This window comes from Parabacteroides timonensis, from assembly GCF_900128505.1.
GTDB classification, from domain to species: Bacteria; Bacteroidota; Bacteroidia; order Bacteroidales; family Tannerellaceae; genus Parabacteroides; species Parabacteroides timonensis.
The window spans coordinates 1,135,955-1,157,112 of the sequence record NZ_LT669940.1 but is presented as its reverse complement, the minus strand read 5'-3'; the positions used below and the strand labels follow the sequence as shown (position 1 = coordinate 1,157,112).

Below are 21,158 nucleotides of genomic sequence, written 5' to 3'. Positions count from 1 at the left end.
ATAATTTTAAGTTTTAAAATGTAACATTAGCACCTATGCTATATACTCTTGAATTTGGGAAAGAAGTAGTATTCAATCCGTTTTCAGGGTCAAAGACTCTGTATTTCGTCAATGTGAACAAGTTGGATCCTGAAAAATATAACCTGACTCTTTCAACTGGAGATTTCTCACTGAACTTGAAGGTGTAACCAACTTGCAAGTTCTTCAAACGCAGATAAGATGCATCCTGTACCCAATGTGACATGTTGGCATAGTTCAAACGATTAGCCAATGTCATACGTGGGTAGTACTTACCGGTAGTCGGATTCGATGGGTCGAAAGAATCAAAATAATGCTCTTCCATAGCGGTCTGTGAACCTAACGGTTCGATAATATCACGTCCCAGGAAACCATCGACTTTACCAACTCCCTGGAACATGGCCGAGAAATCTAACGCCTTATAATTAAATCCCAGGTTCAGGCTGAAAGTATAACGAGGTATCTGGTTACCAATAATCTTTTTATCAGCTTCCGTTATCTTTCCGTCTTTATCCAAATCCTCGATAATAATATCACCCATCGAGAAATTCGAGTTATATGTCAACATTACATCTTTATACTGTTCATATTTCTCCTGCGTATCGGCAAGCCCCAGCGTTTGCCAACCGAACAGTGCATCGATCGGTTCTCCTTCAATACGAGTTGTCAGGCTGGATGTCGGCGACTTGTATCCACGCATATCCAAAATTTTATTCTTTACATCAGACAACATGAAATTGACATTATAACTGAAATCTTCATTTATCTGATCCTGCCAGTTGATAGTCAATTCCCATCCGCGGTTTCTAACTTTGCCAGCATTCGAAATAGGCGGTGTGATACCTAGTAGGCTGGGAGATTCGAGACTCAACAAAATATCATCCGTATCCCGATTATACCAGTCGAATGTTAAGCCCAGGCGATTGTCAAGCACATTGACATCCAAACCAAAATTCAGATTCGTACTTGTCTCCCAGGTGATAATATTGTTCCCCATAACACTTTCCGTCATCAATGACTGAACAGTACCATCGAACAGATAAAAACGAGTACCTCCATTTACTACGGCATATGTAGACATACTGAGATAATCATCAATACTTTGGTTACCCAACTTACCCCATGATGCACGTAGTTTAAGGTTCTGAACAGCACTCTTAAGTGGATTGAAGAAAGACTCTTCAGATATTCTCCAGGCTGCCGAGAAAGAAGGAAAAGTACCCCAACGATGTCCGCGGGCGAATTTGGAAGAACCGTCACGACGCACATTGGCTTCAAACAGATAACGATCTTTATAAGAATAATTCACTCTACCAAATACGGAAGTCAAGGCACTATAAGTCTTATTCCCTGTTGCCGTAGCTGTAGCTGCATCACCTGGATCGATCACTTCGAAATCATCAGTTGGGAAGTCTTTTCGTGAAGCTGCAGTCGTATTATATCTGAACTGTTCACGTGATGCTCCCAACAATACATTAATATCATGATCGCCGAATGTTTTCATATAATTGGCCGTTGCACTAAGAGTCAAGTTACGATTACGATACCAGGTATCCGTCTTGGTATTACGAGCCACGAATATATTTTCACTCTGCCCTGCCGGTTCAAAAGCATCGTAAATAACTTTCTTTTCAAACTTATCTACATAAGAGGTTTTACTTTCGTACCCTAATACTCCTTTCAAAAATAAAGAGTTCTCGAACAGTTTGATTTCAGGTGACAACAACAACGACAGCTTATCCGTTTCATATCGTTGATAACCATATTCATCGGTTGTCATACGTACCGGGTTCTTCGGTGTAGAATGGAACGACCAAGTACCATCCGAATATTTTACCGGCATATTAGGGAATGAGCGTGGTGCATAATAATAGGCATAACCAAGTCCCGGACTCTCTTTACTGACATCATTGATATAAGCAATATTCGATTGAATAGTGAACCAATCGGCTAAATTAGCCGTCGTATTCAAACGAGTATTATAACGTTCGTAAGAAGATTCGATAATACCGTCTTGTTTAGCATATCCTACTGTTCCAACATATTGTACACGGTCGTTACCACCCGTTATAGAAACATCATGTGTATGTTGTAAAGCGGTATGTAACAACTCATCGAACCAATCGGTATTTGCTTCATTATGATCAATATTTCCTGTACCATTCTTCATACGATCGATCTTGTCCTGCGGGAACAATAATGTTGTACCATCGGGCAATGCCTTACCATCAGCCAACATAGCACGATTGTACAACTCTGCATATTGCCAGCCTGTAGCCGACTTCGGCTGACGTGTGGCTTGTTGCCAACCGACATTTCCATTATAATTAACTTGTACTTTACCTTCCTTTCCTTTTTTCGTCGTAATCAAAATAACCCCGTTGGCAGCACGTGAACCGTAAATGGCAGCTGAAGCTGCATCCTTCAACACCGAGATACTTTCAATATCATTTGGCAAAACATCTGCAATACTCATCGACATACCGTCTACTAATACGAGAGGACCTGCATTTTTCCATGTTCCCACCCCACGTACGGTAATGGTCGGATTACTTGATCCGGGCTGTCCCGATGATTTTACGACTGTCAAACCCGGAGCCAAACCAGCCAACGCATCTTTCATGGTAACAATCGGTTGGCGTTCCAATTCTTCGCTCTTAATAGCAGATACCGATCCTGTCAGATTTATCTTCTTTTGTACACCATAACCAACAACAACGACTTCATCCAACGCTTGAGAGTCTTCTCTCAACACAACATCCAAATGTTTTTTACTACCTAAACGAAGTTCTTGAGAGACATAACCAATATAAGAGACTTGGATGACAGCATCTACCGGAACTTCCAATGCAAAATCACCATCAATACCGGTAATTGTACCTATAGTCGTACCTTTTACTGAGACATTCGCTCCGATAACCGGCTCGCCATGTTGGTCTTTGACAACACCGGTAACTTTTTTATCTTGAGTTATTTGCTGTATTTCCTGCTTCTCCGTAGAAAGAATAATCTTTCTATCCACCACCGAATAACGCACATCCGTACCGGCAAACACAGTTTCTAACACTTTAAATATATCGCTTTTATCAACTACAACAGAAACTCTCCGCTGCAGGTCGACATGCTTAATATTGAAGAAGAAAGAGAAATCAGACTGTTCCTCTATCTCATCCAATATCTCCTTTACTGTTTGGTTCCGCATCTCCAGACTCACAGTCGCCTTTTGAGCATAGCTGTCGGCTGCTTGTGCCAAACCAATAGTACATACTAGTAAGAAGACTGACAATTTCATAACTCTCGGTATTTTATTTAAGATAAACCGCAGAAACTCTGCTACCCAAAACTGTTGGGTATTAAAATGTTTTTGCATAACTTTGTACTGATCTAATTAATAAAAATGATTTACTATGCTTGTCTCCAAACAAGCGTTTTAAATTAATTCTTTCCATCCGGTGAAATACTCCAATATTTCACCGGATGTTTTTCTCTAGGGTGGTTTACTTTTCATGATTTTTTCAATTAGGTTAATAAATTTCTATTCGAGTTCTCTCATTCGTCGTATCCTGAGTATCCAGATAACGCCATTTTATATTTGATGATATTTTAAATATTTCCAATATACGTTCCAGTCGCTGATTGGTGAAAGAGCCATTGAATGCCTCTGTACGAATACGGTTATTGGATAAAACAAAGTCAACATTAAACCGTTTCTCCAACATCCGTAACGCTTCCGGCAGCGGAGTTGCCAGGAAAACGATTTTTCCGTCTTTCCAGGCCGTTTCGGTTTCACCGCTTGTCTGGATCAGTTTGACCTGAGAAGAAGTTGTATTGTAGATTAATTTTTGTCCGGGCTTCATTACTACCGTGGCAGGCTGCTGGTTCTTCTGATAGGCAAAGCAAACCTTACCTTCAACCAGCGTAGTAGATACAAATGAGTCTCTCTCAAAAGCTTCCACATTAAAGGATGTACCTAACACCTCGATCTGCGTATGGTTGGGAGCTGAAACAATGAAACGATGTTCGGGGTCTTTTTGTACTTCGAAGAAAGCCTCCCCTTTCAACTGCACGCATCTCTTGTCTTCACTGAAAAAAGAAGGATAAGCCAAAGATGACTCCGAATTGAGGTATACTTTAGATCCGTCCGGAAGATCGACGGTGGTCGTCATTCCCGGATTTGTTTTTATCTCGATCATTTGAGCCAGCTCTGTTCGGGGAGTAAAATGTTCGATCCCCCAAATAATAAGAAGAGGGATAAAGAGGATGGCTGCAACGCGTTGCAGCCAAGTAAACATGTTTACTTGGGACTTCTTTGTCATTCTGCCACAAACAGATGCTAAAGCCTTTTCGGTATTCACCTTCGATTCCATCTGTGCCGTACCCATTACCTGATCGATGGCATAGATTTGTTTGACAATCCGGTAATTATCTTCCGATTGCCCGATCCATTCCTCCACCATCCGACATTCCTCTACCGTCGCCTCGCCGGAACAATACCGGGGAAGAAGTTCTTCTATCTGATCTATATTAAATGTTTCCATTTTCATTTTTATGCCTGTTTATATATTAGACAAGGGAACTCCGACGGATTACTAAACGAAAGTCCACTTTTTTTTGATATTTTTTTTATTCAACAAAAAAGCTAACTTTGCCGACAAGGAGACAGTTGTATGAAAAAGCCCTCACAAGCAATAGACGATTCATTTCTGTTATCGGCCATGCAACGTGGAGATAAAAAAGCCTATGGTACCTTATTCAGAAGATACTACCCGATGTTGTGTACGTATGCAAACCGGTTTGTCAGTCTGGAAGATGCCGAAGAGATCGTGCAGGATATCATGTTATGGTTATGGGAAAACAGGGAGGCACAAATATTCAATACCTCTTTCAGCCAGTATCTGTACAAAACAGTCTATCACAGAAGTATCAACCAGCTTACCCGCCAGCAGTCGCAACTGAGGGCAGAGACACGTTACTATGAGTATATGCTGGAAATGCTGCAAGACAACGATTTCACGCAGACGGAAGAATTGAAGAAACATATCAGCCAGGCAATACAAGCTTTACCCGCCAGCTATCGGGAAGCTTTTGTCATGCACCGCTTCGAAAATAAAAGTTACAAGGAGATTGCCGAGATTTTACAGGTATCGACCCAAACTGTGAATTACCGAATCCAACAAGCCTTGAAACAGCTACGGGTTAGCTTAAAAGATTACTTACCGTTAATCTTATTATTATTTCCCAAAAACCTGCTTTCGTAAAGGCTTATTGAAACTCTATATGCTATTTAAAACTTATTGGGCCGCTTCCTGCAACTGTTCAGCCAGCTTATCCATATTTTCAGGGCTTGCGGCTCCTTTAAATTGCAGTTCTCCTTTTTTGTTGATAATGGCACAATGAGGGATACTTAACATTCCGTTATTGCCATAGGTGTTATAGATATCCATCCTAAAATACTCATTAATAATAACATGATCGCCTTTAAGGTCGTAATAGCCGGCCATCTTTTTCCATAGATCCGCATTCATCGGACGGTCGATAGAAACATACAACAATACGATGTCATTTTCTTTTGCATACTGCTGCAAGGGTTTCACATGGGCAAACGAAGCACGGCAGGGACCACACCAGGTAGCCCAGATATCTATAAAAATAACTTTACCCAAATACCGGTCGGTTATTTCTTTAAAGGAACGTACACTGTCCGTATTCAAAATATGGATACCTTCCGGAAGATCAAGCTTGTTGAACAAAATATTTTTCTGTACAGCCTCATCCAGGGCAGGGATCAGCTTACTGGACGGATACAATTCTTTAAACTCTCCATACAAGGAAGGGATATCGGTAGAAAAGCTTTCGTTCGAGGCATCTTCCAGGATAATATTACTCATCGCAACTTCCTGTACACGTCCTTTCAGGTTAACCTTATACCAATCGAACAATTTCTGATTACTTTCATTCCGGCTGGCCGGCTGCTGTCCGGTCTTCATATATAGTTCGATTCCGGCAGCACTCCCTATGACATCGGCGAACGCTTCGGAAAATACATTCTCCGGCTGGTTTATATCTGTATACGCCAGCATTTTCGGATAAACAGCCTCCCACTCCTTCTTCGCATCTTCCGATCCCCGGTAATTGATCCCGAAATACTGGTTCATAAAAGCCAATAGCATCTGCATACGTATATCCTGAATGGCTCTTTTCTTAAAGAGATCATCTACACCGACTATTTTCTGTTCAATCGACACCCCATAATCGGTCAACTTTTGATAAACAGAAGAGGCCACCGTATCTTTTTCTACGTCGAAAACGTCGCCTTTACGGGCTCTTAAATTGAAAACATCCTCCTGCACCCGGGAAAGCTCCTTCACAATTTCATTCTCTTTCACCAGTTTATTCTCTATGTTCAAGGAGTTTTCAAGGGAGGCATCAATATCGAGCTTATTCGTTCCGGGTCCTACATATATCGTCCCTAGATATCTCTGTCCATAGACGTAAAAAGATATTTTTTCATTCCCGTTACCAGGAAGCGTTATATGATACGTACTATCCGCCTGTACAAACAGTGTATCCCGCTGGGTAGAGTTATATACACCATCCGCTGTCGGCCAATAGATGATGGTATTACCGGAAATATTCGAGACTTTTCCTTCAATAGTCGTCGATTGCGGAGTACAACTAGCCAGTCCTAAAGCAGCAATACCGGTCAGCATATATGCTAGTACTTGATTTTTCATTCTATTAGCTTTAAAGTATTATATAAAATCTATTGTAGAAGAAGCCGTTACAAATGTAGGAAAATATTTCATTCAAGCTTTGACCGGCCAATTATTTTTCCGGCTGTGATGCATTAACTGCCATCAAGAGGGCCACGACTTCCGAATAATTCTTCCGTCCGGAAGGGATATTATTTCCTTTCAGGAACCAGTTGTAAACGGTATCCTGGATCTCACCGATTGTCGGATTATACAGTGCCTGCCAATAAGCTACCTTATCGTTGTAAGCCTTTTTTACTTCCGGGGATATCGTCTCCGTCCATTGCTTGAATTCGTCTTCCGGCAATAACTGATAAGCATTCCCCAACACATAAGGCAAGAGGGCAAAATAGGCGGAGAAGCGTATTTCAGGATTACCTGAACGGGAACATACCAGAAATCCGTACAGGTTGGCTTCCGCTTCACTGGAAATTCCCAGGACATGCGCCATTTCATGCGCATAAGTAAAAGGATACTGTACCGGAAGGAGATCCGGATTCAGATTATATTCGATGAAAAAAGGGCCTATATATCCCAATACCCCGACACCGCTCATCAGGGATGGGATCAGCATCGGCTTCGGATGAAGATAAGCGGCAGGAGAAACCAGGCCGAATTGTCCGGCTATTTCGCGATAGCCGCTTTCTACTTTCTCTGCCACAACTGCCTGGTCGATCTTTTCCACAGGAGTAAAAGAAGCATTCAACGAGTCGGTATAAGCCGACAGGAAAGAACGGAAATCGTCTTCCGAATAGGCAAGGTAAGGGATCTCTGTCCGGTCAAAAAAGTTCTCCCGGAAATAGTTTAACCCCCAAGCCATGTAAAACCAGATATAAACCCATAACAGATATTCGACAGTACGTCCGATTACCATTTTCCATGAGCGTCGTTTCACAATAGCATATACCCAATAGATAACCAACCCGGCAATACTTCCGTAAATAAAACAATCGCCTATGGAAAAAGGAAAGACAGAAGATATACGTGACAAGACAGCCGAAAAGAATGGATAAATCGTACGGGCATAACCTTCTCCCCATGCAGGCAAAGCCATTATAACCCATATCAAAATCAGGCATACGACCAGAACAATCCAGCGAATACGTATCCTTTTGATCCAATCTTTCACCATCACAGTCACTTAGATGATGTTTTTATTCAACAACTTCCTGACATCCGCTTCCGACAGGTTGCGACGAGCAGCATAATCCTTCATCTGTTCTTCATCGATCGAACCGATCATGAAATATTGCGAATCAGGATGAGCAAAATAAATACCACTGACTGTTGCCGTAGGATACATCGCTCCATTCTCCGTCAACTTAACACCGATCCGGGACATATCCAACAGATTATCCAATGTATAATTAAGCAACTGATCGGGCAACGAGGGATAACCTACCGCAGGACGAATACCCTGATATTTCACCTTGTACAGATCGGAGACCGACAACGATTCGTCCGGGGTATATCCCCAATATTCCTTTCGTACCTTTTCATGAAGATACTCTGCAACAGCTTCTGCCAAACGGTCTGTCAATGTCTGGAGCAACATGGAGCTATACGTGTCGCCTTCTTTTTCCAGTTTATTCTTCAATTCTTCGGCTCCGGCACCGGCCGTCACGACAAATGCACCGACATAATCCGTACGCCCTTCGGAAGCCGGAATGACATAATCGGCAAGCGATTTGTAGATACCTTCCTCCTTCTTCGACTGTTGACGTAATACCGGAAGTACAATATCTCCCATTTTGATGTTATCACCGTCACTGTTAGCTGGGAAGAAACCGTAAATAGCTTTACAATACTCCGCTTTCATTTCGACCAACTGATCCAGCAGTTTGGCGGCATCTTTATACAATTGCATGGCTTCTGCCGCTTTCGGGCGTTCATCTTCCGAAAAGTCTGCCAACCAGGCTGCACGACAGCCATCACATCCATGTATTTTCGTTATCGAAGCATAACGCCCGCTCAACCGCCAGGCACTGAAGAAGAAAATCCAATTCACATAAGGGATGATTTCTTCCAGAGGAATATAAGGAACCACATGCACTCCCATCCGGGCAGGAACAACCGGAGTATAAGCCGACCAGTCTATCTTCTGTGGATTGGCACGGGCTTCACTTAACGAGACCAGTACTTCTTTCTTTTGATCCATAGAAGCACGCAAGATCTCATACTCTTTGTTGAGCTCTTCAATATAATTATCACGGGTTTTCGGATTCAGCAACTTGGCTGCAATCAACGGATTCTGCGAAGCATCGAGCACATGAATCACCGGATAATCGTAATGGGGAGCAATCTTTATGGCAGTATGCAACTTCGATGTTGTCGCACCTCCCACCATAACAGGTATGGTCAATCCGGCTTTCTGCATTTCGTCCGTCACATGTACCATTTCCTCCAAAGAAGGCGTTATCAACCCCGACAGACAAACCAGATCGGGTTGTTCGTCGATAGCTGTCTTTACTATTACCTCGGCGGGAACCATAACTCCCAGGTCGATCACTTCGTAGTTATTGCAGGCAAGTACGATCGACACGATATTTTTACCGATATCATGTACGTCACCTTTCACCGTAGCAAAGACTACCTTTCCGGCTTTAGCCGAACCGGATGCCGTTTTATCGGCTTCAATAGCCGGCTGCAATATAGCGACTGCCTTTTTCATGGTACGGGCTGTCTTTACCACCTGCGGCAAAAACATCTTACCGGCACCAAACAGTTCACCGACCTTATTCATTCCCCCCATCAGCGGACCGTCGATAATATTCACGGCACGCGGATATTCTTTCAGGGCTTCCTGCAAATCTTCTTCCAGATGATCGCCAATACCTTTTATCAACGCATACTCCAACCGTTCCTTCAATGGTTGTTCGCGCCAGGCTTCGTGCTTTTCTTCCGCACCGCCCTGCTTTTCCACATGCAGGTTCTGGGCATAAGTAATCAGTTCTTCTGCTGCTTCCGGACGGCGTGCCAGGATCACATCTTCCAATAAATTCCGGAATTCTGGTTCGATATCTTCATATAATACGGCAGAAGAAGGATTCACGATACCCATATCCAACCCTTTACTGATGGCATGGTACAGGAATACGGAATGCATCGCCTCACGCACATAATTATTTCCACGGAACGAGAAAGAGAGGTTACTGATGCCACCGCTTATCTTCGCACCCGGCAGATTCTGTTTGATCCACTCGACTGCACGGATAAAGTCCAGACCATATCCGTTATGTTCTTCCATACCGGTAGCGATAGCCAGTACATTCGGGTCGAATATAATTCCATACGGATCGAAATCTATTTTCTCCCGAAGCAAACGGTAAGCACGTCCGCAGACTTCCGTTTTCCGTTCGAAGGTATCCGCTTGTCCTTTCTCATCGAAAGCCATCACGACGACAGCCGCACCCAGTTGTTTGATACGGGCGGCATGAGCCAGGAATACTTCTTCTCCTTCTTTCAACGAGATCGAGTTGACGATACTTTTACCCTGTACGCACATCAAGCCTTCTTCGATCACTTCCCACTTGGAAGAGTCGATCATGACAGGCACACGGGCAATATCCGGTTCGGATGCCACGAGGTTCAGGAAGGTTGTCATTTCCTTCACGGCATCGAGCATTCCGTCATCCATATTGATATCGATCACCTGGGCCCCGTCTTCCACCTGCTTACGGGCGATGGTCAGCGCCTCTTCATAACTTCCTTCTTTGATAAGGCGCAGGAATTTGCGCGAACCGGCTACGTTACAACGTTCACCTATATTGATAAAGTTATTTTCTTTCTTTACTTCCAGCAATTCAAGACCGGACAACCACAAACAATCCGGTTTTGCAACAGGTACATGCGGTTTCGCTCCTTTTATCAAGGCTGGATACTGTGCGATATGGGCAGGTGTCGTACCACAACATCCTCCCAATATATTTACTAATCCTTCTTCGATAAACGGCTTTACATGGCCGGCCATCTTTTCCGGTGTCTCGTCATAAGTACCGAAGGTATTAGGTAATCCCGCATTCGGATAGGCACTTATATAATAGGGGGCATGTTTTGCCAAATCTGCCAGGAAAGGCTTCATATCGGCTGCTCCGAAAGAGCAGTTCAGACCTATACTAACCAGGTTGACATGCTGGATCGAAGCCAGGCAGGCTCCTAATGTCTGACCGGAAAGCGTCCGTCCTCCCTGGGCTGAAAGCGTCAGCGACAACATGATAGGCAGTTCTTTTCCCTTTTCTTTTAAAACAGTTTCTGCCGCTTCCAATCCGGCTTTCACGTTCAAGGTGTCGAAAGTCGTTTCAAAAAGAATAATATCTACCCCACCGTCGACCAGGGCTTCCACCTGTTCCTTATACGCCTTATAAACATCTTTATAGGTAACTGCGCGATAAGCAGGGTTACTGACATCGGGACTCATGGAAGCGGTTTTATTGGTCGGACCGATGGAACCGGCAACAAAGATAGTCCGGTCAGGATGTTCCGCCATAAATTCGTCAGCCACCTCACGTCCCAACTTTCCGGCAGCCAGGTTGATCTCGCGTACAAACTCCTGCATAGCATAATCTTCCATGGAGATTGCATTAGCATTGAAGGTGTTCGTTGCAAAAATATCTGCCCCGGCATCCAGGTATTGACGGTGAATGGATTTAATGACATCCGGACGGGTAATACACAACAGGTCGTTGTTTCCTTTCAGCTGTCCGGGGAAATCGGCAAACCGGTCGCCGCGGTAATCCTGTTCATTCAGTTTGAAACCCTGGATCATGGTACCCATACCACCATCCAGAATCAGGATACGCTCCTGCAGGGACCGTATAAATATTTCTTTATTCATAGATATGTTTTTTTCTTGGTGAAAAGAAAAACGGCAAGTCAATATATCTTACCGTTTAAATGCTCTGTCCATCTCCCGCTTGTCGTCACGGGCCTTGATCGAATCGCGCTTATCGTATTCTTTCTTACCTTTGGCGATAGCGACAATTACTTTGGCTAGTCCCTTCTCATTGATAAACATACGGGTAGGAACAATAGTGAAACCGCTGTTGCGGGCGGCACCGTCAATCTTGCGCAACTCCTTCTTCGTCAACAACAGCTTCCGGTCGCGGCGTGCCACATGATTATTATATGTCCCATAGAAATATTCGGCAATATACATGTTCTTTACCCATAACTCGCCTCTTTCCATGATACAAAAAGTATCCACCAGACTGGCTTTTCCCAGGCGGATCGATTTGATCTCCGTCCCGGTCAATACGATCCCGGCAGTAAATGTTTCGAGCAATTCGAAATCGAATGTGGCCCGTTTATTCTTTATCTGTATATTATTACTAATCTTCTCTTTCATCTTTTTCTATCTGTCAATAACGCAAGCCCGGCATCAACATGAATAGCACAAATTCAATCACGGCTGGCGTCAGTAAAATAACTACGGTTGCTATACCGGCAAACTTCAGGCGTTCATTCTCTGCCACCTGCATATAAGGCCCTGCTCCTTCCCATACGATATAAAAAGTATAAAGTATAAAAATACGCAGAAAGAAAAACTCCGGCAACAGCATCAGGACGATGTTCAGTGCAAACATCAATGAAGAGGAATAACCGACAAAGCGTTGGCAAAGTTTCATATCTTTCGTTCTTTTAAAGAATCCCTGCCAAAGCTCATTCAACAGGTAAGCACCCAGATAAAAACCACCGAACGAAGCGACCAATGTCTTAATCGAGGATTTTAAAGCCAACTCTATATCAAACTCCTTTCGCGTAAACAATACCCCCAGAAAAGCTGCGGCTGTAACCAATCCGATTAACGGATACACAAACTTCGACAAGAATTCGTCACCCTTCTCTTCTTTCTTTGTCAGCATTTCCCACGCCTTCCCCGGTTGGGAAATGATAGCTATTACCCATTTTAATATCTCTTTATACATCTCTCCGCTTTCTATTAAAATGACAAAAGTATAAAAATAAGGGATACAAATTGTTATACAAAACTTTTTATCGTCAATAACGGTAACCTCCCTTTACCGTAAACCTTTATTTTTATCCGTATATCTTTTATTCTCCCGTCTTATTTTCCAACGTATAATCTAACTCCAATGTAGACCATTCAACAGCAGTTGTGTCCTTATTGGGTTTTGCAACATAATTAATTGCAATAGTAAGCTTTTCCGCATTGTTAGCTGTTTCCATCTCCAATGCTTTATTGAAAAAGCTTTCAATATCGAATGCTTCCGTATGAGCTACCTTTACAGAGTCTGCATCTGCCGGTATTTCCGATTTTCTGATCGCACGTAAATAAAGATTATAAGTGCGGTAACCATCGGCTGTTGTGTACCAGTTAACCGTATCATAATGCATTACAAAGCTGTCCACCTGGCTTTCCGGTTCCGTCAGGGTAGGCCAAAGGAAAAGACGTCCTTTGATGTAGGCCGTACGGCTCCCTATCGTAGATATATATTGTTCGTCTGTCAACAGGGTGTCAGATTTAACAGTTCCTCCGGATGTCCACAATGGAACTTCAATAGGATTACCCAATAGTTCTACCGACAGACTGTCAGTCTTTTGCAATTCAGGACTGGCAGAATCAAAAGAATACTCTACCAGGAAACAATCTCCGGCGTCGGCACGCAACGAGTTTATGCTGGAAGAGTATATCAAACGACCATCCCGTAGGACTAGGCCTCGGGAAGGACGTACCTGATAAACAGCCTCCTGCTGCCCAACCGTTATGCGGGTAGTAGAATCACCCAGACAGGAGGACAACATTATCAAACAAACCGCAAATACCCAATATAAATCTTTCTTTCTCATTTCACATTTCATCTGTTAATCATTAACGCCTTCAAGACTCCGCACAAAGGGATCGTACAAAGGTAGTAAAAAAGGAAACACTACAAACAAGAAAACCGGGAACCTTTGCAAAAACAAAGAAACCCGGCATTCTCTATATTATTAATTAACAATTAAATGGTATCCGAATAGTAAGCTTTCGGCAGACGACGGCAGTTATATTGCGAAGCCATCACCTCTCCGTAAGCGCCGGCAGAACGTAATGCGATCAGGTCACCGCGATGGGCTTTGTTCAGCTCTACATCTTTACCGAACACATCGGATGATTCGCAGATAGGGCCTACCACATCATAAAGTTCCACTGCTTCATCACTGGAAATGTTCTCGATCCGGTGGTAAGCATCATACATGGCCGGACGGATCAGTTCCGTAAAACCGGCGTCGAGAATAGCAAATTTCTTTGTCTCACCGACCTTCACATACAAGACCTGTGAAATAAGCGTACCACACTGGGCCACTACTGAACGACCCGGTTCGAAATGCACCTGCTGCCCCGGACGAACTTTCAACAGCTTATTGAATACTGCGAAATAGTTATCGAAAGCAGGGATAGGCAAATGATTCGGATGATAATAGTCGATACCCAGGCCTCCGCCGAAGTTCAGGTTTTCAATATCGATACCGCGAGCTTCCAGTTCTTCCTGTATCTCATTCACACGGATCACCAAATTACGGAAGGAAGACATATCCGTGATCTGCGAACCGATATGGCAATGAATACCGATCAGTTTCACATTCTTTAATGTAGAAAGATTATCCAGTACCTGACCGAGCTGGCTCAGGTTGATACCGAACTTATTCTCCTTCATGCCGGTCGTGATCTTGGCATGTGTATGTGCATCTACTTCCGGATTGATACGGAGGGCTACCGAAGCGATCTTATTCTTTGCGGCAGCCAGTTCGTTCAGTATATCCAATTCGACAGCCGACTCCACATTAAAACAGAAAATATCGTTATCCAACCCCAGGTTGATTTCCCAGTCGGCTTTACCTACACCGGCAAAAACCACCTTATCGGCAGGGAATCCGGCATCCAAAGCGGCCTGTACTTCACCACCGCTCACACAGTCGGCTCCCAGCCCGTTTTCAGCTATAATAGAAAGAATGCGTGGATTGGCGTTCGCTTTTACGGCATAATGCACATGATAATTATACTTGCCGGCTTCAGTCTTTACCAGATCCAACGTATCTTGCAATAACTTCACATCATAATAATAAAAAGGCGTAGGAAGTGCCTTCAGTTTATCTATCGGGAATGTTCCTTTGAGCATATTATTTTATTATATATAAATTAAAAAAAGGGCAGTCTCGAATAGGCTGCCCTCATATTATTTAGTTGTTGAATAAATGATCGCTTAACGCCTGCAGCGCTTTCTTCTTATCCGCCGACTTCACCAGAAGCGAAACGTTGTAGTTGCTTCCGCCGTAGGAGATCATACGGACCGGCACATCCTTCATCGCCTGGACGATGCGGGCTTCGAAACCGACATTATCCCATTCCAGGTCGCCTACCACGCATACGATCACCATATCCTGATCGACAGTAACAGTACCGTATTTCTTTAGGTCGTCTACGATTTCTTCCAGATGCTTGCGGTTGTCGATCGTTACCGATACACCTACTTCCGAAGTAGTCACCATATCGATCGGTGTCTGGTAGTTTTCGAAGATTTCGAATACCTTACGCAGGAAACCGGTAGCCAGTAACATACGGCCACTCTTGATCTTGATGGAGATAATATTATCTTTTGCGGCGACAGCTTTGATCTTTCCTTTTTCCGTTTCGTTGGAGATCAATGTACCGGGAGCTTCCGGCTGCATGGTATTCAACAGACGAACCGGGATATTGTTCAACTTGGCCGGAAGGATACAGGTCGGGTGCAGGATCTTGGCACCGAAGTAAGCAAGTTCAGCCGCTTCTTCGAAATGCAGGTTACGGACAGGCGATGTCTTGTCTACGATACGCGGGTCATTGTTATGCATTCCGTCGATGTCTGTCCAGATCTGGATTTCATCTGCATTGAGAGCCGAACCGATCAGAGAAGCACTGTAATCGCTACCGCCACGTTGCAGGTTATCGATCTCACCGTATGCGTTACGACAGATATAACCCTGGGTGATATATAATTCGGCATCTTTATGTTCGTTCAGCAATTTAACCAGGCGTTCTTTGATGTAAACAGGATCCGGCTCTGCATTCTTATCCGTACGCATATATTCCAATGCAGGAAGCAGGACCGACTTAACACCTGTTTCGTTCAGATACAGGTTCATCATACCGGTCGAGATCAACTCGCCCTGTGCCAGGACTACCTTTTCTTCAAACAGCGTGAACAAGTCTTTTGTAAAGGTACGTATATAATCGAAATGAGATTTTACAAGTTCTTTGGCTTTCTGTTTATATTCGGCAGTGCTGTACAGTTCTTCAATATGTCCGTAATATTTCTGTGCAAGCTTATTGATAATTTCATTTGCACCATCCGGATTCTTCTTGTACAGGTAGTCGGATATTTCAACCAACGAGTTGGTTGTACCTGACATGGCAGACAATACGACAATGTCACGGCTGCCCGAGCAAATCAATTTTGCTACATCTTTCATTCTCTGTGCAGATCCCACAGAAGTACCGCCAAACTTTAAAACTTTCATTTTCTTTTCCTATAATTAAATTGTTTGTTCCTTGCTATTTTGCGTGTGCAAAGTTACATAAAAAATCATTCTCCCACATCACCCAGACGGGCATTCTCACATTTAACTATACGGGCCGGATAATTATGCACCAGAGTATAGTTATGTGTGGTCATTATCACCGCCGTACCCTTCTGGCAAATGTCGTGCAGAAGCTGCACGATCTGGCCGCTTGTTTCCGGGTCGAGATTACCGGTCGGTTCGTCCGCCAGTATCAGTTTCGGATCATTCAGGAGTGCTCTTGCTATGACGATACGCTGTTGTTCGCCACCCGACAGCTCGTGCGGCATTTTGTATCCTTTATTATGCATGCCGACCTGATGGAGCACATCGTCGATACGCTCTTTTATCTCGCTCTTCTTCTTCCATCCGGTAGCCCGCAGGACGAACTCCAGGTTTTTGATCACCGAGCGGTCGGTAAGCAGTTGGAAATCCTGAAAGACAATCCCCAGTTTCCGCCGAAGATAAGGAATATCTTTCCGCTTCATCTTACAGAGATTATAATCCAACAGCCAAGCTTCGCCCTGGCCGATCGGGATTTCGCAATACAAAGATTTCAACAGACTACTCTTCCCGGAACCCACTTTTCCGATGACATAGACGAACTCTCCATTACGAAGCGTAAAAGAAGCATTGTGCAGTATGACATTTTCATCGCGGCAGATCTCTACATCTTCCAGTCTGAGCAGAATTGTATCTTCCATAGTAATTTATGCTTTATGTCTTTTCTTTAATTCACGTGCCAGGTCTTCCAGACGAAGGCCTTTGCTTGTAAGTAATACGATCAGATGGTAGACCAGGTCGGATGCTTCATAGATAAAGCCATCTTCTGTTCCGTTTGTTGCTTCGATCACTGTTTCAACAGCTTCTTCTCCTACTTTCTGAGCCATACGGTTCACCCCTTTCAAAAACAGGGAAGTAGTGTAAGAGCCTTCCGGCATTTCCTGACGGCGCTGTTCGATAAAGTCCTGCAAATATTTCAGGAACATGATATCTTCTATATTCTTTTCGCCAAAGCAGGTATCGGCACCCGTATGACAAACCGGACCGGCCGGATTCGCTTTGATAAGGATGGTATCGTTATCGCAATCTACCATCATACTGACCACCTGCAGGGTGTTACCGCTGGTTTCACCTTTCATCCACAAACGGTTCTTTGTACGGCTGAAAAAAGTAACCTTACCGGTTTCCTTTGTTTCCTCATAGGCTTCTTCATTCATAAAACCCAGCATCAATACTTTGTTGGTATTGTTATCCTGAACGATTGCCGGGATAAGTCCGCCCATTTTTTCAAAATCTAATTTCATCTTATTCTAATGATTATATTCTTACATTGATTCCTTCCGTATGAAGGTATTGTTTTAAATCGGATATAGCGATCTCACCGAAATGAAATACGCTGGCAGCCAAGGCGGCATCCGCTTTCCCTTCTGCGAATGTATCACGAAAGTCTTTCATCTTTCCGGCTCCCCCGGAGGCTATGACCGGAATATGCAGCTTATCGGCCAATACCGATAATGCGTCATTGGCATATCCGTCTTTTACGCCGTCGTGTGTCATACTGGTGAACAGGATTTCTCCGGCTCCCCTATTTTCCGCTTCAGTAGCCCACTCGTACAGGTGCTTCTCCGTCGGGATACGCCCCCCGTTCAGGTAACAAATCCAGTCGCCGTTCTCATGATTGGCATCGATAGCCACCACACATACCTGGCTTCCGAAATTCTTCGCAATCTCTTCGATCAACGAGGGATTACGTAATGCTGCCGAGTTGATCGAAACCTTATCGGCTCCGGCACTCAACAGGCGATCCACATCTTTCAATTCATTAATTCCGCCACCTACCGTAAATGGTATACTGATATTTGCGGCCACTTTCTTCACCAATTCGGTAAATGTCTTACGTCCTTCGTGTGAAGCGGTTATATCCAGGTAGACAAGCTCATCGGCTCCCTCCCGGCTGTATTGTGCCCCCAGTTCAACAGGATCTCCTGCATCACGAAAGTTCACAAAATTAATTCCTTTTACTGTTTTTCCATCCTTAATATCCAGACAGGGTACTATTCTCTTCGCCAACATACTTTTATTCTCCCTTAATTATCAGGTAAAACGAAGCAGATCCTTCAAATCGATCTTTCCTTCGTATATAGCCTTGCCGAAAATTACCGCCGGTATTCCCGCCTCAGCCAATTTTTCTATATCTTCAATAGAACTGACTCCGCCACTGGCTATGATATATATAAAAGGTAGTGCATCCCGTATTTCCTTATACAATTCGATAGCCGGTCCCTGCAACATCCCATCCCGGTTGATATCCGTACAGACCACTTTGGTGATGCCTTTGTCGTAATATCCTCCGATAAAAGGTATCAGTTCCTCATTAGTTGTTTCTTCCCATCCGCTGATCGCTATTTTTTTATCCTTCGCATCAGCACCCAATATAATCTTTTCACTTCCGAACTTGGTTATCCACGATGTGAATACCTCCGGATTCTTTACGGCAATACTACCACCTGTCACCATCTGTGCCCCGCTTTCGAAAGCAATCTCCAGGTCATCTTCCTGTTTCAGTCCGCCTCCGAAGTCAATTATCAGTGAAGTACGTGTAGCCAGCCTTTCCAGTACACGATAGTTTATGATCCGTCCCTGACGTGCTCCATCCAGGTCAACCACATGCAGACGGCGTATACCATGTGCTTCGAACATTTTCGCTACTTCGAGCGGATCTTCGTTATACACTTTCTTCGTATCGTAATCGCCTTGCGTAAGACGTACACATTTGCCGTCAATCAAATCTATAGCTGGAATAAGCTCGATCATATATCTTTATAGTTTTAGAAAATTCTTCAGAATCACTTCACCGACAGAACCACTCTTTTCCGGATGAAACTGCGTCGCATAGAAGTTATCCTTATGCAACGAAGCACTGAACGGAAGAATATAATTAGTGGTTGCAGTCGTATACTCATTTACCGGTACATAATAACTATGTACGAAGTAAACAAATTTGTTCTCCAATTGTGCGGTAAATAAACCTCCTTTAACCTCCGTGATCGTGTTCCACCCCATATGAGGAACTTTGTCTTCATGACGGTGAGGTATGAATCGCTTCACTTCCGTATCGAAAATCCCCAGGCAGTCTGCATCCCCTTCCTCAGAATGACGACACAATAATTGCATACCCAGACAAATACCCAGTACAGGTTGTTTCAGATCCTTGATAATAGCATCCAGTTTATGCTCTTTCAGATAATCCATTGTAGTGAATGCTTCTCCTACGCCCGGGAAGATCACTTTATCCGCTTTATGCAATAATTCCGGATCGGCTGTAATCACAGGACTTACGCCCAATCGTTTCAGTGCATAGCTCACTGAGTAAATATTTCCGGCATTATACTTAATAATGGCGACGTCCATTTTTTATTCCGTTTTTATATTGAGTTGCAAAAGTAACAAATTATCATAACATATTCCCCTTTGATTAATGAAAAGTTGCCAAACAGAGTGTAAATGTGACAAACCTGTTTTAAATCGCCTTATAAGGAACTCCGGTCGTTCTGAAAACAGCTAAAAAAAATTCAATTCTTAATCTCCTGCATATCAGGTATGATTAAAAAAAACGCACATTTTCTTCCCATGAAGTATTGCAAGATTAAAAATAATACTTACCTTTGCACCGCAATCGAGAGAGATTGATAATAAAAAGAGGTTCGGTAGTTCAGCTGGTTAGAATACATGCCTGTCACGCATGGGGTCGCGGGTTCGAGTCCCGTCCGGACCGCCTCTTTTAATTATTATTTCCTTATTTGTTTTGGTTCGGTAGTTCAGTTGGTTAGAATACATGCCTGTCACGCATGGGGTCGCGGGTTCGAGTCCCGTCCGGACCGCCAATAAAGCCTGTTAATTATATGATTAACAGGCTTTATTATTTCTACAAAATATATAAATCCGAATTTTACTTTTTGAGTATTCTCATTAAGCTGGCAGCATCCTGTAATAAATTCACCGTCTCAAAATGTCCTTTATAAAACACTGCCCAGTTGTTGAAAACACAAGGTAGTTCCTTGGCTTTTTGCAGGGTATCCACTTGGATGAAAGATACAGGAACATCGTTCATTTCACAATACTGTCTGACAATCCCGATTTTTTGATCGATATAAGGGCATTGCACATCATAATAAATTGTCAGTTCTTTACTTTCAATCGCTTGTTTCCTGACATTATGCGCAAACGTCGGCTTTGTTCCGTCAAAAGAGAGTGCCAGCAATTCATATCCATTATCGGTAACATCAACAGCCTCAAAGCCGAACTTCTTCGCAAACGACTGGTCGGAAAGCCATGATTTTTGTTTTTTTGCTCCAAGCATACAAATACCGGATTTACCCTTTTCTTTAGCATCGGCTATACAATACTCCATCAGCGATTTCCCGTACCCTTTCCCTTTGTAACTGCCCAAAGTCCATAAACAATAGATATAATAATAATTATCACCCATTATGGGAACCCAGGCTGTTTCCAAAGGGGCATACTCTATAAAAACCGTTGCCTTTGCATTCAACTTTCTAAAGACATGACCTTCATTCAGCCGTTCGGAAAGCCATTGCCGCTTTGCCTCAACACCGGGATGGAGCTTTTTAGTACGGATAATGCAGCATAAATGCTCATCGGCAAGATTGTCTGTTGTTAAGTTTATAAATTCTGTATCCATATGCATCTTCACTTCAAATTAGATATTATCAATTAACAAGAGCTGGTCGTAGTTGTGTCACTTTATTATTGTCGACAAATTATGACGTGTAAATGTAATGAATTTATACGGATTACCTCTTTTACCCAAATAACATTCTGACAAATTCA

Annotated in this window: 17 protein-coding genes and 2 tRNA genes; 3 read left to right on the top strand and 16 right to left on the bottom strand. The window is 43.4% G+C overall.

What is annotated here, in order from left to right; genetic code table 11:
* Window positions 1-13: 13 nt before the first annotated feature.
* Both BQ7394_RS05150 and BQ7394_RS05145 read right to left on the bottom strand, forming a co-directional pair.
* A complete protein-coding gene (locus BQ7394_RS05150) occupies window positions 14-3,310 on the bottom strand; it encodes a TonB-dependent receptor (RefSeq protein WP_075556388.1) in 3,297 nt (1,098 codons plus the stop codon).
* A gap of 232 nt (window positions 3,311-3,542) precedes the next feature.
* Window positions 3,543-4,556 carry a FecR family protein gene (locus tag BQ7394_RS05145; protein ID WP_075556873.1) on the bottom strand — a complete coding sequence of 338 codons (1,014 nt, stop codon included), beginning with the start codon at window positions 4,554-4,556 and terminating at the stop codon, window positions 3,543-3,545.
* Between the two features lie 129 nt (window positions 4,557-4,685).
* Between BQ7394_RS05145 and BQ7394_RS05140 the strand changes: the two genes are divergently transcribed.
* The gene (locus BQ7394_RS05140) at window positions 4,686-5,276 is read left to right on the top strand and encodes an RNA polymerase sigma-70 factor (protein ID WP_075556387.1); all 591 of its coding nucleotides are present in this window, start codon (window positions 4,686-4,688) and stop codon (window positions 5,274-5,276) included.
* Window positions 5,277-5,309: 33 nt separating this feature from the next.
* On the opposite strand, the gene BQ7394_RS05135 is transcribed toward BQ7394_RS05140, so the two are convergent.
* The 13 genes from BQ7394_RS05135 to hisH all read right to left on the bottom strand — a co-directional run bounded on the left by BQ7394_RS05135 (window position 5,310) and on the right by hisH (window position 19,718).
* Window positions 5,310-6,752: a TlpA family protein disulfide reductase gene (locus BQ7394_RS05135; RefSeq protein ID WP_075556386.1), complete on the bottom strand. Its 1,443-nt coding sequence runs from the start codon at window positions 6,750-6,752 to the stop codon at window positions 5,310-5,312.
* 91 nt (window positions 6,753-6,843) lie between these two features.
* Window positions 6,844-7,902: a DUF3810 domain-containing protein gene (locus BQ7394_RS05130; protein ID WP_075556385.1), complete on the bottom strand. Its 1,059-nt coding sequence runs from the start codon at window positions 7,900-7,902 to the stop codon at window positions 6,844-6,846.
* A gap of 9 nt (window positions 7,903-7,911) precedes the next feature.
* A complete protein-coding gene (gene metH / locus BQ7394_RS05125) occupies window positions 7,912-11,604 on the bottom strand; it encodes a methionine synthase (RefSeq protein ID WP_075556384.1) in 3,693 nt (1,230 codons plus the stop codon).
* A 48-nt stretch (window positions 11,605-11,652) separates the two neighbouring features.
* Entirely contained in the window at window positions 11,653-12,114 is a 462-nt protein-coding gene (gene smpB, locus BQ7394_RS05120; protein ID WP_075556383.1) for an SsrA-binding protein SmpB, read from the bottom strand.
* Window positions 12,115-12,127: 13 nt separating this feature from the next.
* Window positions 12,128-12,694 (bottom strand): YIP1 family protein, encoded by a 567-nt coding sequence (locus tag BQ7394_RS05115; protein WP_075556382.1) that lies wholly within the window; start codon window positions 12,692-12,694, stop codon window positions 12,128-12,130.
* A gap of 127 nt (window positions 12,695-12,821) precedes the next feature.
* Window positions 12,822-13,577, bottom strand: coding sequence for a hypothetical protein (locus BQ7394_RS05110; protein WP_075556381.1), 756 nt, complete (start codon window positions 13,575-13,577; stop codon window positions 12,822-12,824).
* Window positions 13,578-13,729: 152 nt separating this feature from the next.
* Window positions 13,730-14,887, bottom strand: coding sequence for a diaminopimelate decarboxylase (gene lysA / locus BQ7394_RS05105; RefSeq protein WP_075556380.1), 1,158 nt, complete (start codon window positions 14,885-14,887; stop codon window positions 13,730-13,732).
* Window positions 14,888-14,948: 61 nt separating this feature from the next.
* A complete protein-coding gene (locus BQ7394_RS05100) occupies window positions 14,949-16,265 on the bottom strand; it encodes an aspartate kinase (protein ID WP_075556379.1) in 1,317 nt (438 codons plus the stop codon).
* Window positions 16,266-16,330: 65 nt separating this feature from the next.
* Entirely contained in the window at window positions 16,331-17,008 is a 678-nt protein-coding gene (locus BQ7394_RS05095; protein ID WP_075556378.1) for a cell division ATP-binding protein FtsE, read from the bottom strand.
* A 6-nt stretch (window positions 17,009-17,014) separates the two neighbouring features.
* Window positions 17,015-17,611 (bottom strand): bifunctional phosphoribosyl-AMP cyclohydrolase/phosphoribosyl-ATP diphosphatase HisIE, encoded by a 597-nt coding sequence (hisIE, locus tag BQ7394_RS05090; RefSeq protein WP_075556377.1) that lies wholly within the window; start codon window positions 17,609-17,611, stop codon window positions 17,015-17,017.
* Between the two features lie 13 nt (window positions 17,612-17,624).
* Window positions 17,625-18,380, bottom strand: a complete 756-nt coding sequence (gene hisF / locus BQ7394_RS05085; protein WP_075556376.1) for an imidazole glycerol phosphate synthase subunit HisF — start codon at window positions 18,378-18,380, stop codon at window positions 17,625-17,627.
* A 21-nt stretch (window positions 18,381-18,401) separates the two neighbouring features.
* Window positions 18,402-19,121, bottom strand: coding sequence for a 1-(5-phosphoribosyl)-5-[(5-phosphoribosylamino)methylideneamino]imidazole-4-carboxamide isomerase (hisA, locus tag BQ7394_RS05080; RefSeq protein ID WP_075556375.1), 720 nt, complete (start codon window positions 19,119-19,121; stop codon window positions 18,402-18,404).
* A 6-nt stretch (window positions 19,122-19,127) separates the two neighbouring features.
* A complete protein-coding gene (gene hisH / locus BQ7394_RS05075; RefSeq protein WP_075556374.1) occupies window positions 19,128-19,718 on the bottom strand; it encodes an imidazole glycerol phosphate synthase subunit HisH in 591 nt (196 codons plus the stop codon).
* A 290-nt stretch (window positions 19,719-20,008) separates the two neighbouring features.
* Between hisH and BQ7394_RS05070 the strand changes: the two genes are divergently transcribed.
* Window positions 20,009-20,082, top strand: a tRNA-Asp gene (locus tag BQ7394_RS05070).
* 32 nt (window positions 20,083-20,114) lie between these two features.
* A tRNA-Asp gene (locus BQ7394_RS05065) sits at window positions 20,115-20,191 on the top strand.
* 65 nt (window positions 20,192-20,256) lie between these two features.
* Here the strand turns inward: BQ7394_RS05065 and BQ7394_RS05060 are convergent.
* Window positions 20,257-21,009: a GNAT family N-acetyltransferase gene (locus BQ7394_RS05060; protein ID WP_075556872.1), complete on the bottom strand. Its 753-nt coding sequence runs from the start codon at window positions 21,007-21,009 to the stop codon at window positions 20,257-20,259.
* Between the last annotated feature and the right edge of the window lie 149 nt (window positions 21,010-21,158).

Coding starts and splice junctions, on each gene's coding strand:
- BQ7394_RS05150 (WP_075556388.1), bottom strand. CDS start 3,310: ATGAAATTGTCAGTCTTCTTACTAGTATGTACTATTGGTTTGGCACAA.
- BQ7394_RS05145 (WP_075556873.1), bottom strand. CDS start 4,556: ATGGAAACATTTAATATAGATCAGATAGAAGAACTTCTTCCCCGGTAT.
- BQ7394_RS05140 (WP_075556387.1), top strand. CDS start 4,686: ATGAAAAAGCCCTCACAAGCAATAGACGATTCATTTCTGTTATCGGCC.
- BQ7394_RS05135 (WP_075556386.1), bottom strand. CDS start 6,752: ATGAAAAATCAAGTACTAGCATATATGCTGACCGGTATTGCTGCTTTA.
- BQ7394_RS05130 (WP_075556385.1), bottom strand. CDS start 7,902: ATGGTGAAAGATTGGATCAAAAGGATACGTATTCGCTGGATTGTTCTG.
- metH (WP_075556384.1), bottom strand. CDS start 11,604: ATGAATAAAGAAATATTTATACGGTCCCTGCAGGAGCGTATCCTGATT.
- smpB (WP_075556383.1), bottom strand. CDS start 12,114: ATGAAAGAGAAGATTAGTAATAATATACAGATAAAGAATAAACGGGCC.
- BQ7394_RS05115 (WP_075556382.1), bottom strand. CDS start 12,694: ATGTATAAAGAGATATTAAAATGGGTAATAGCTATCATTTCCCAACCG.
- BQ7394_RS05110 (WP_075556381.1), bottom strand. CDS start 13,577: ATGAGAAAGAAAGATTTATATTGGGTATTTGCGGTTTGTTTGATAATG.
- lysA (WP_075556380.1), bottom strand. CDS start 14,887: ATGCTCAAAGGAACATTCCCGATAGATAAACTGAAGGCACTTCCTACG.
- BQ7394_RS05100 (WP_075556379.1), bottom strand. CDS start 16,265: ATGAAAGTTTTAAAGTTTGGCGGTACTTCTGTGGGATCTGCACAGAGA.
- BQ7394_RS05095 (WP_075556378.1), bottom strand. CDS start 17,008: ATGGAAGATACAATTCTGCTCAGACTGGAAGATGTAGAGATCTGCCGC.
- hisIE (WP_075556377.1), bottom strand. CDS start 17,611: ATGAAATTAGATTTTGAAAAAATGGGCGGACTTATCCCGGCAATCGTT.
- hisF (WP_075556376.1), bottom strand. CDS start 18,380: ATGTTGGCGAAGAGAATAGTACCCTGTCTGGATATTAAGGATGGAAAA.
- hisA (WP_075556375.1), bottom strand. CDS start 19,121: ATGATCGAGCTTATTCCAGCTATAGATTTGATTGACGGCAAATGTGTA.
- hisH (WP_075556374.1), bottom strand. CDS start 19,718: ATGGACGTCGCCATTATTAAGTATAATGCCGGAAATATTTACTCAGTG.
- BQ7394_RS05060 (WP_075556872.1), bottom strand. CDS start 21,009: ATGGATACAGAATTTATAAACTTAACAACAGACAATCTTGCCGATGAG.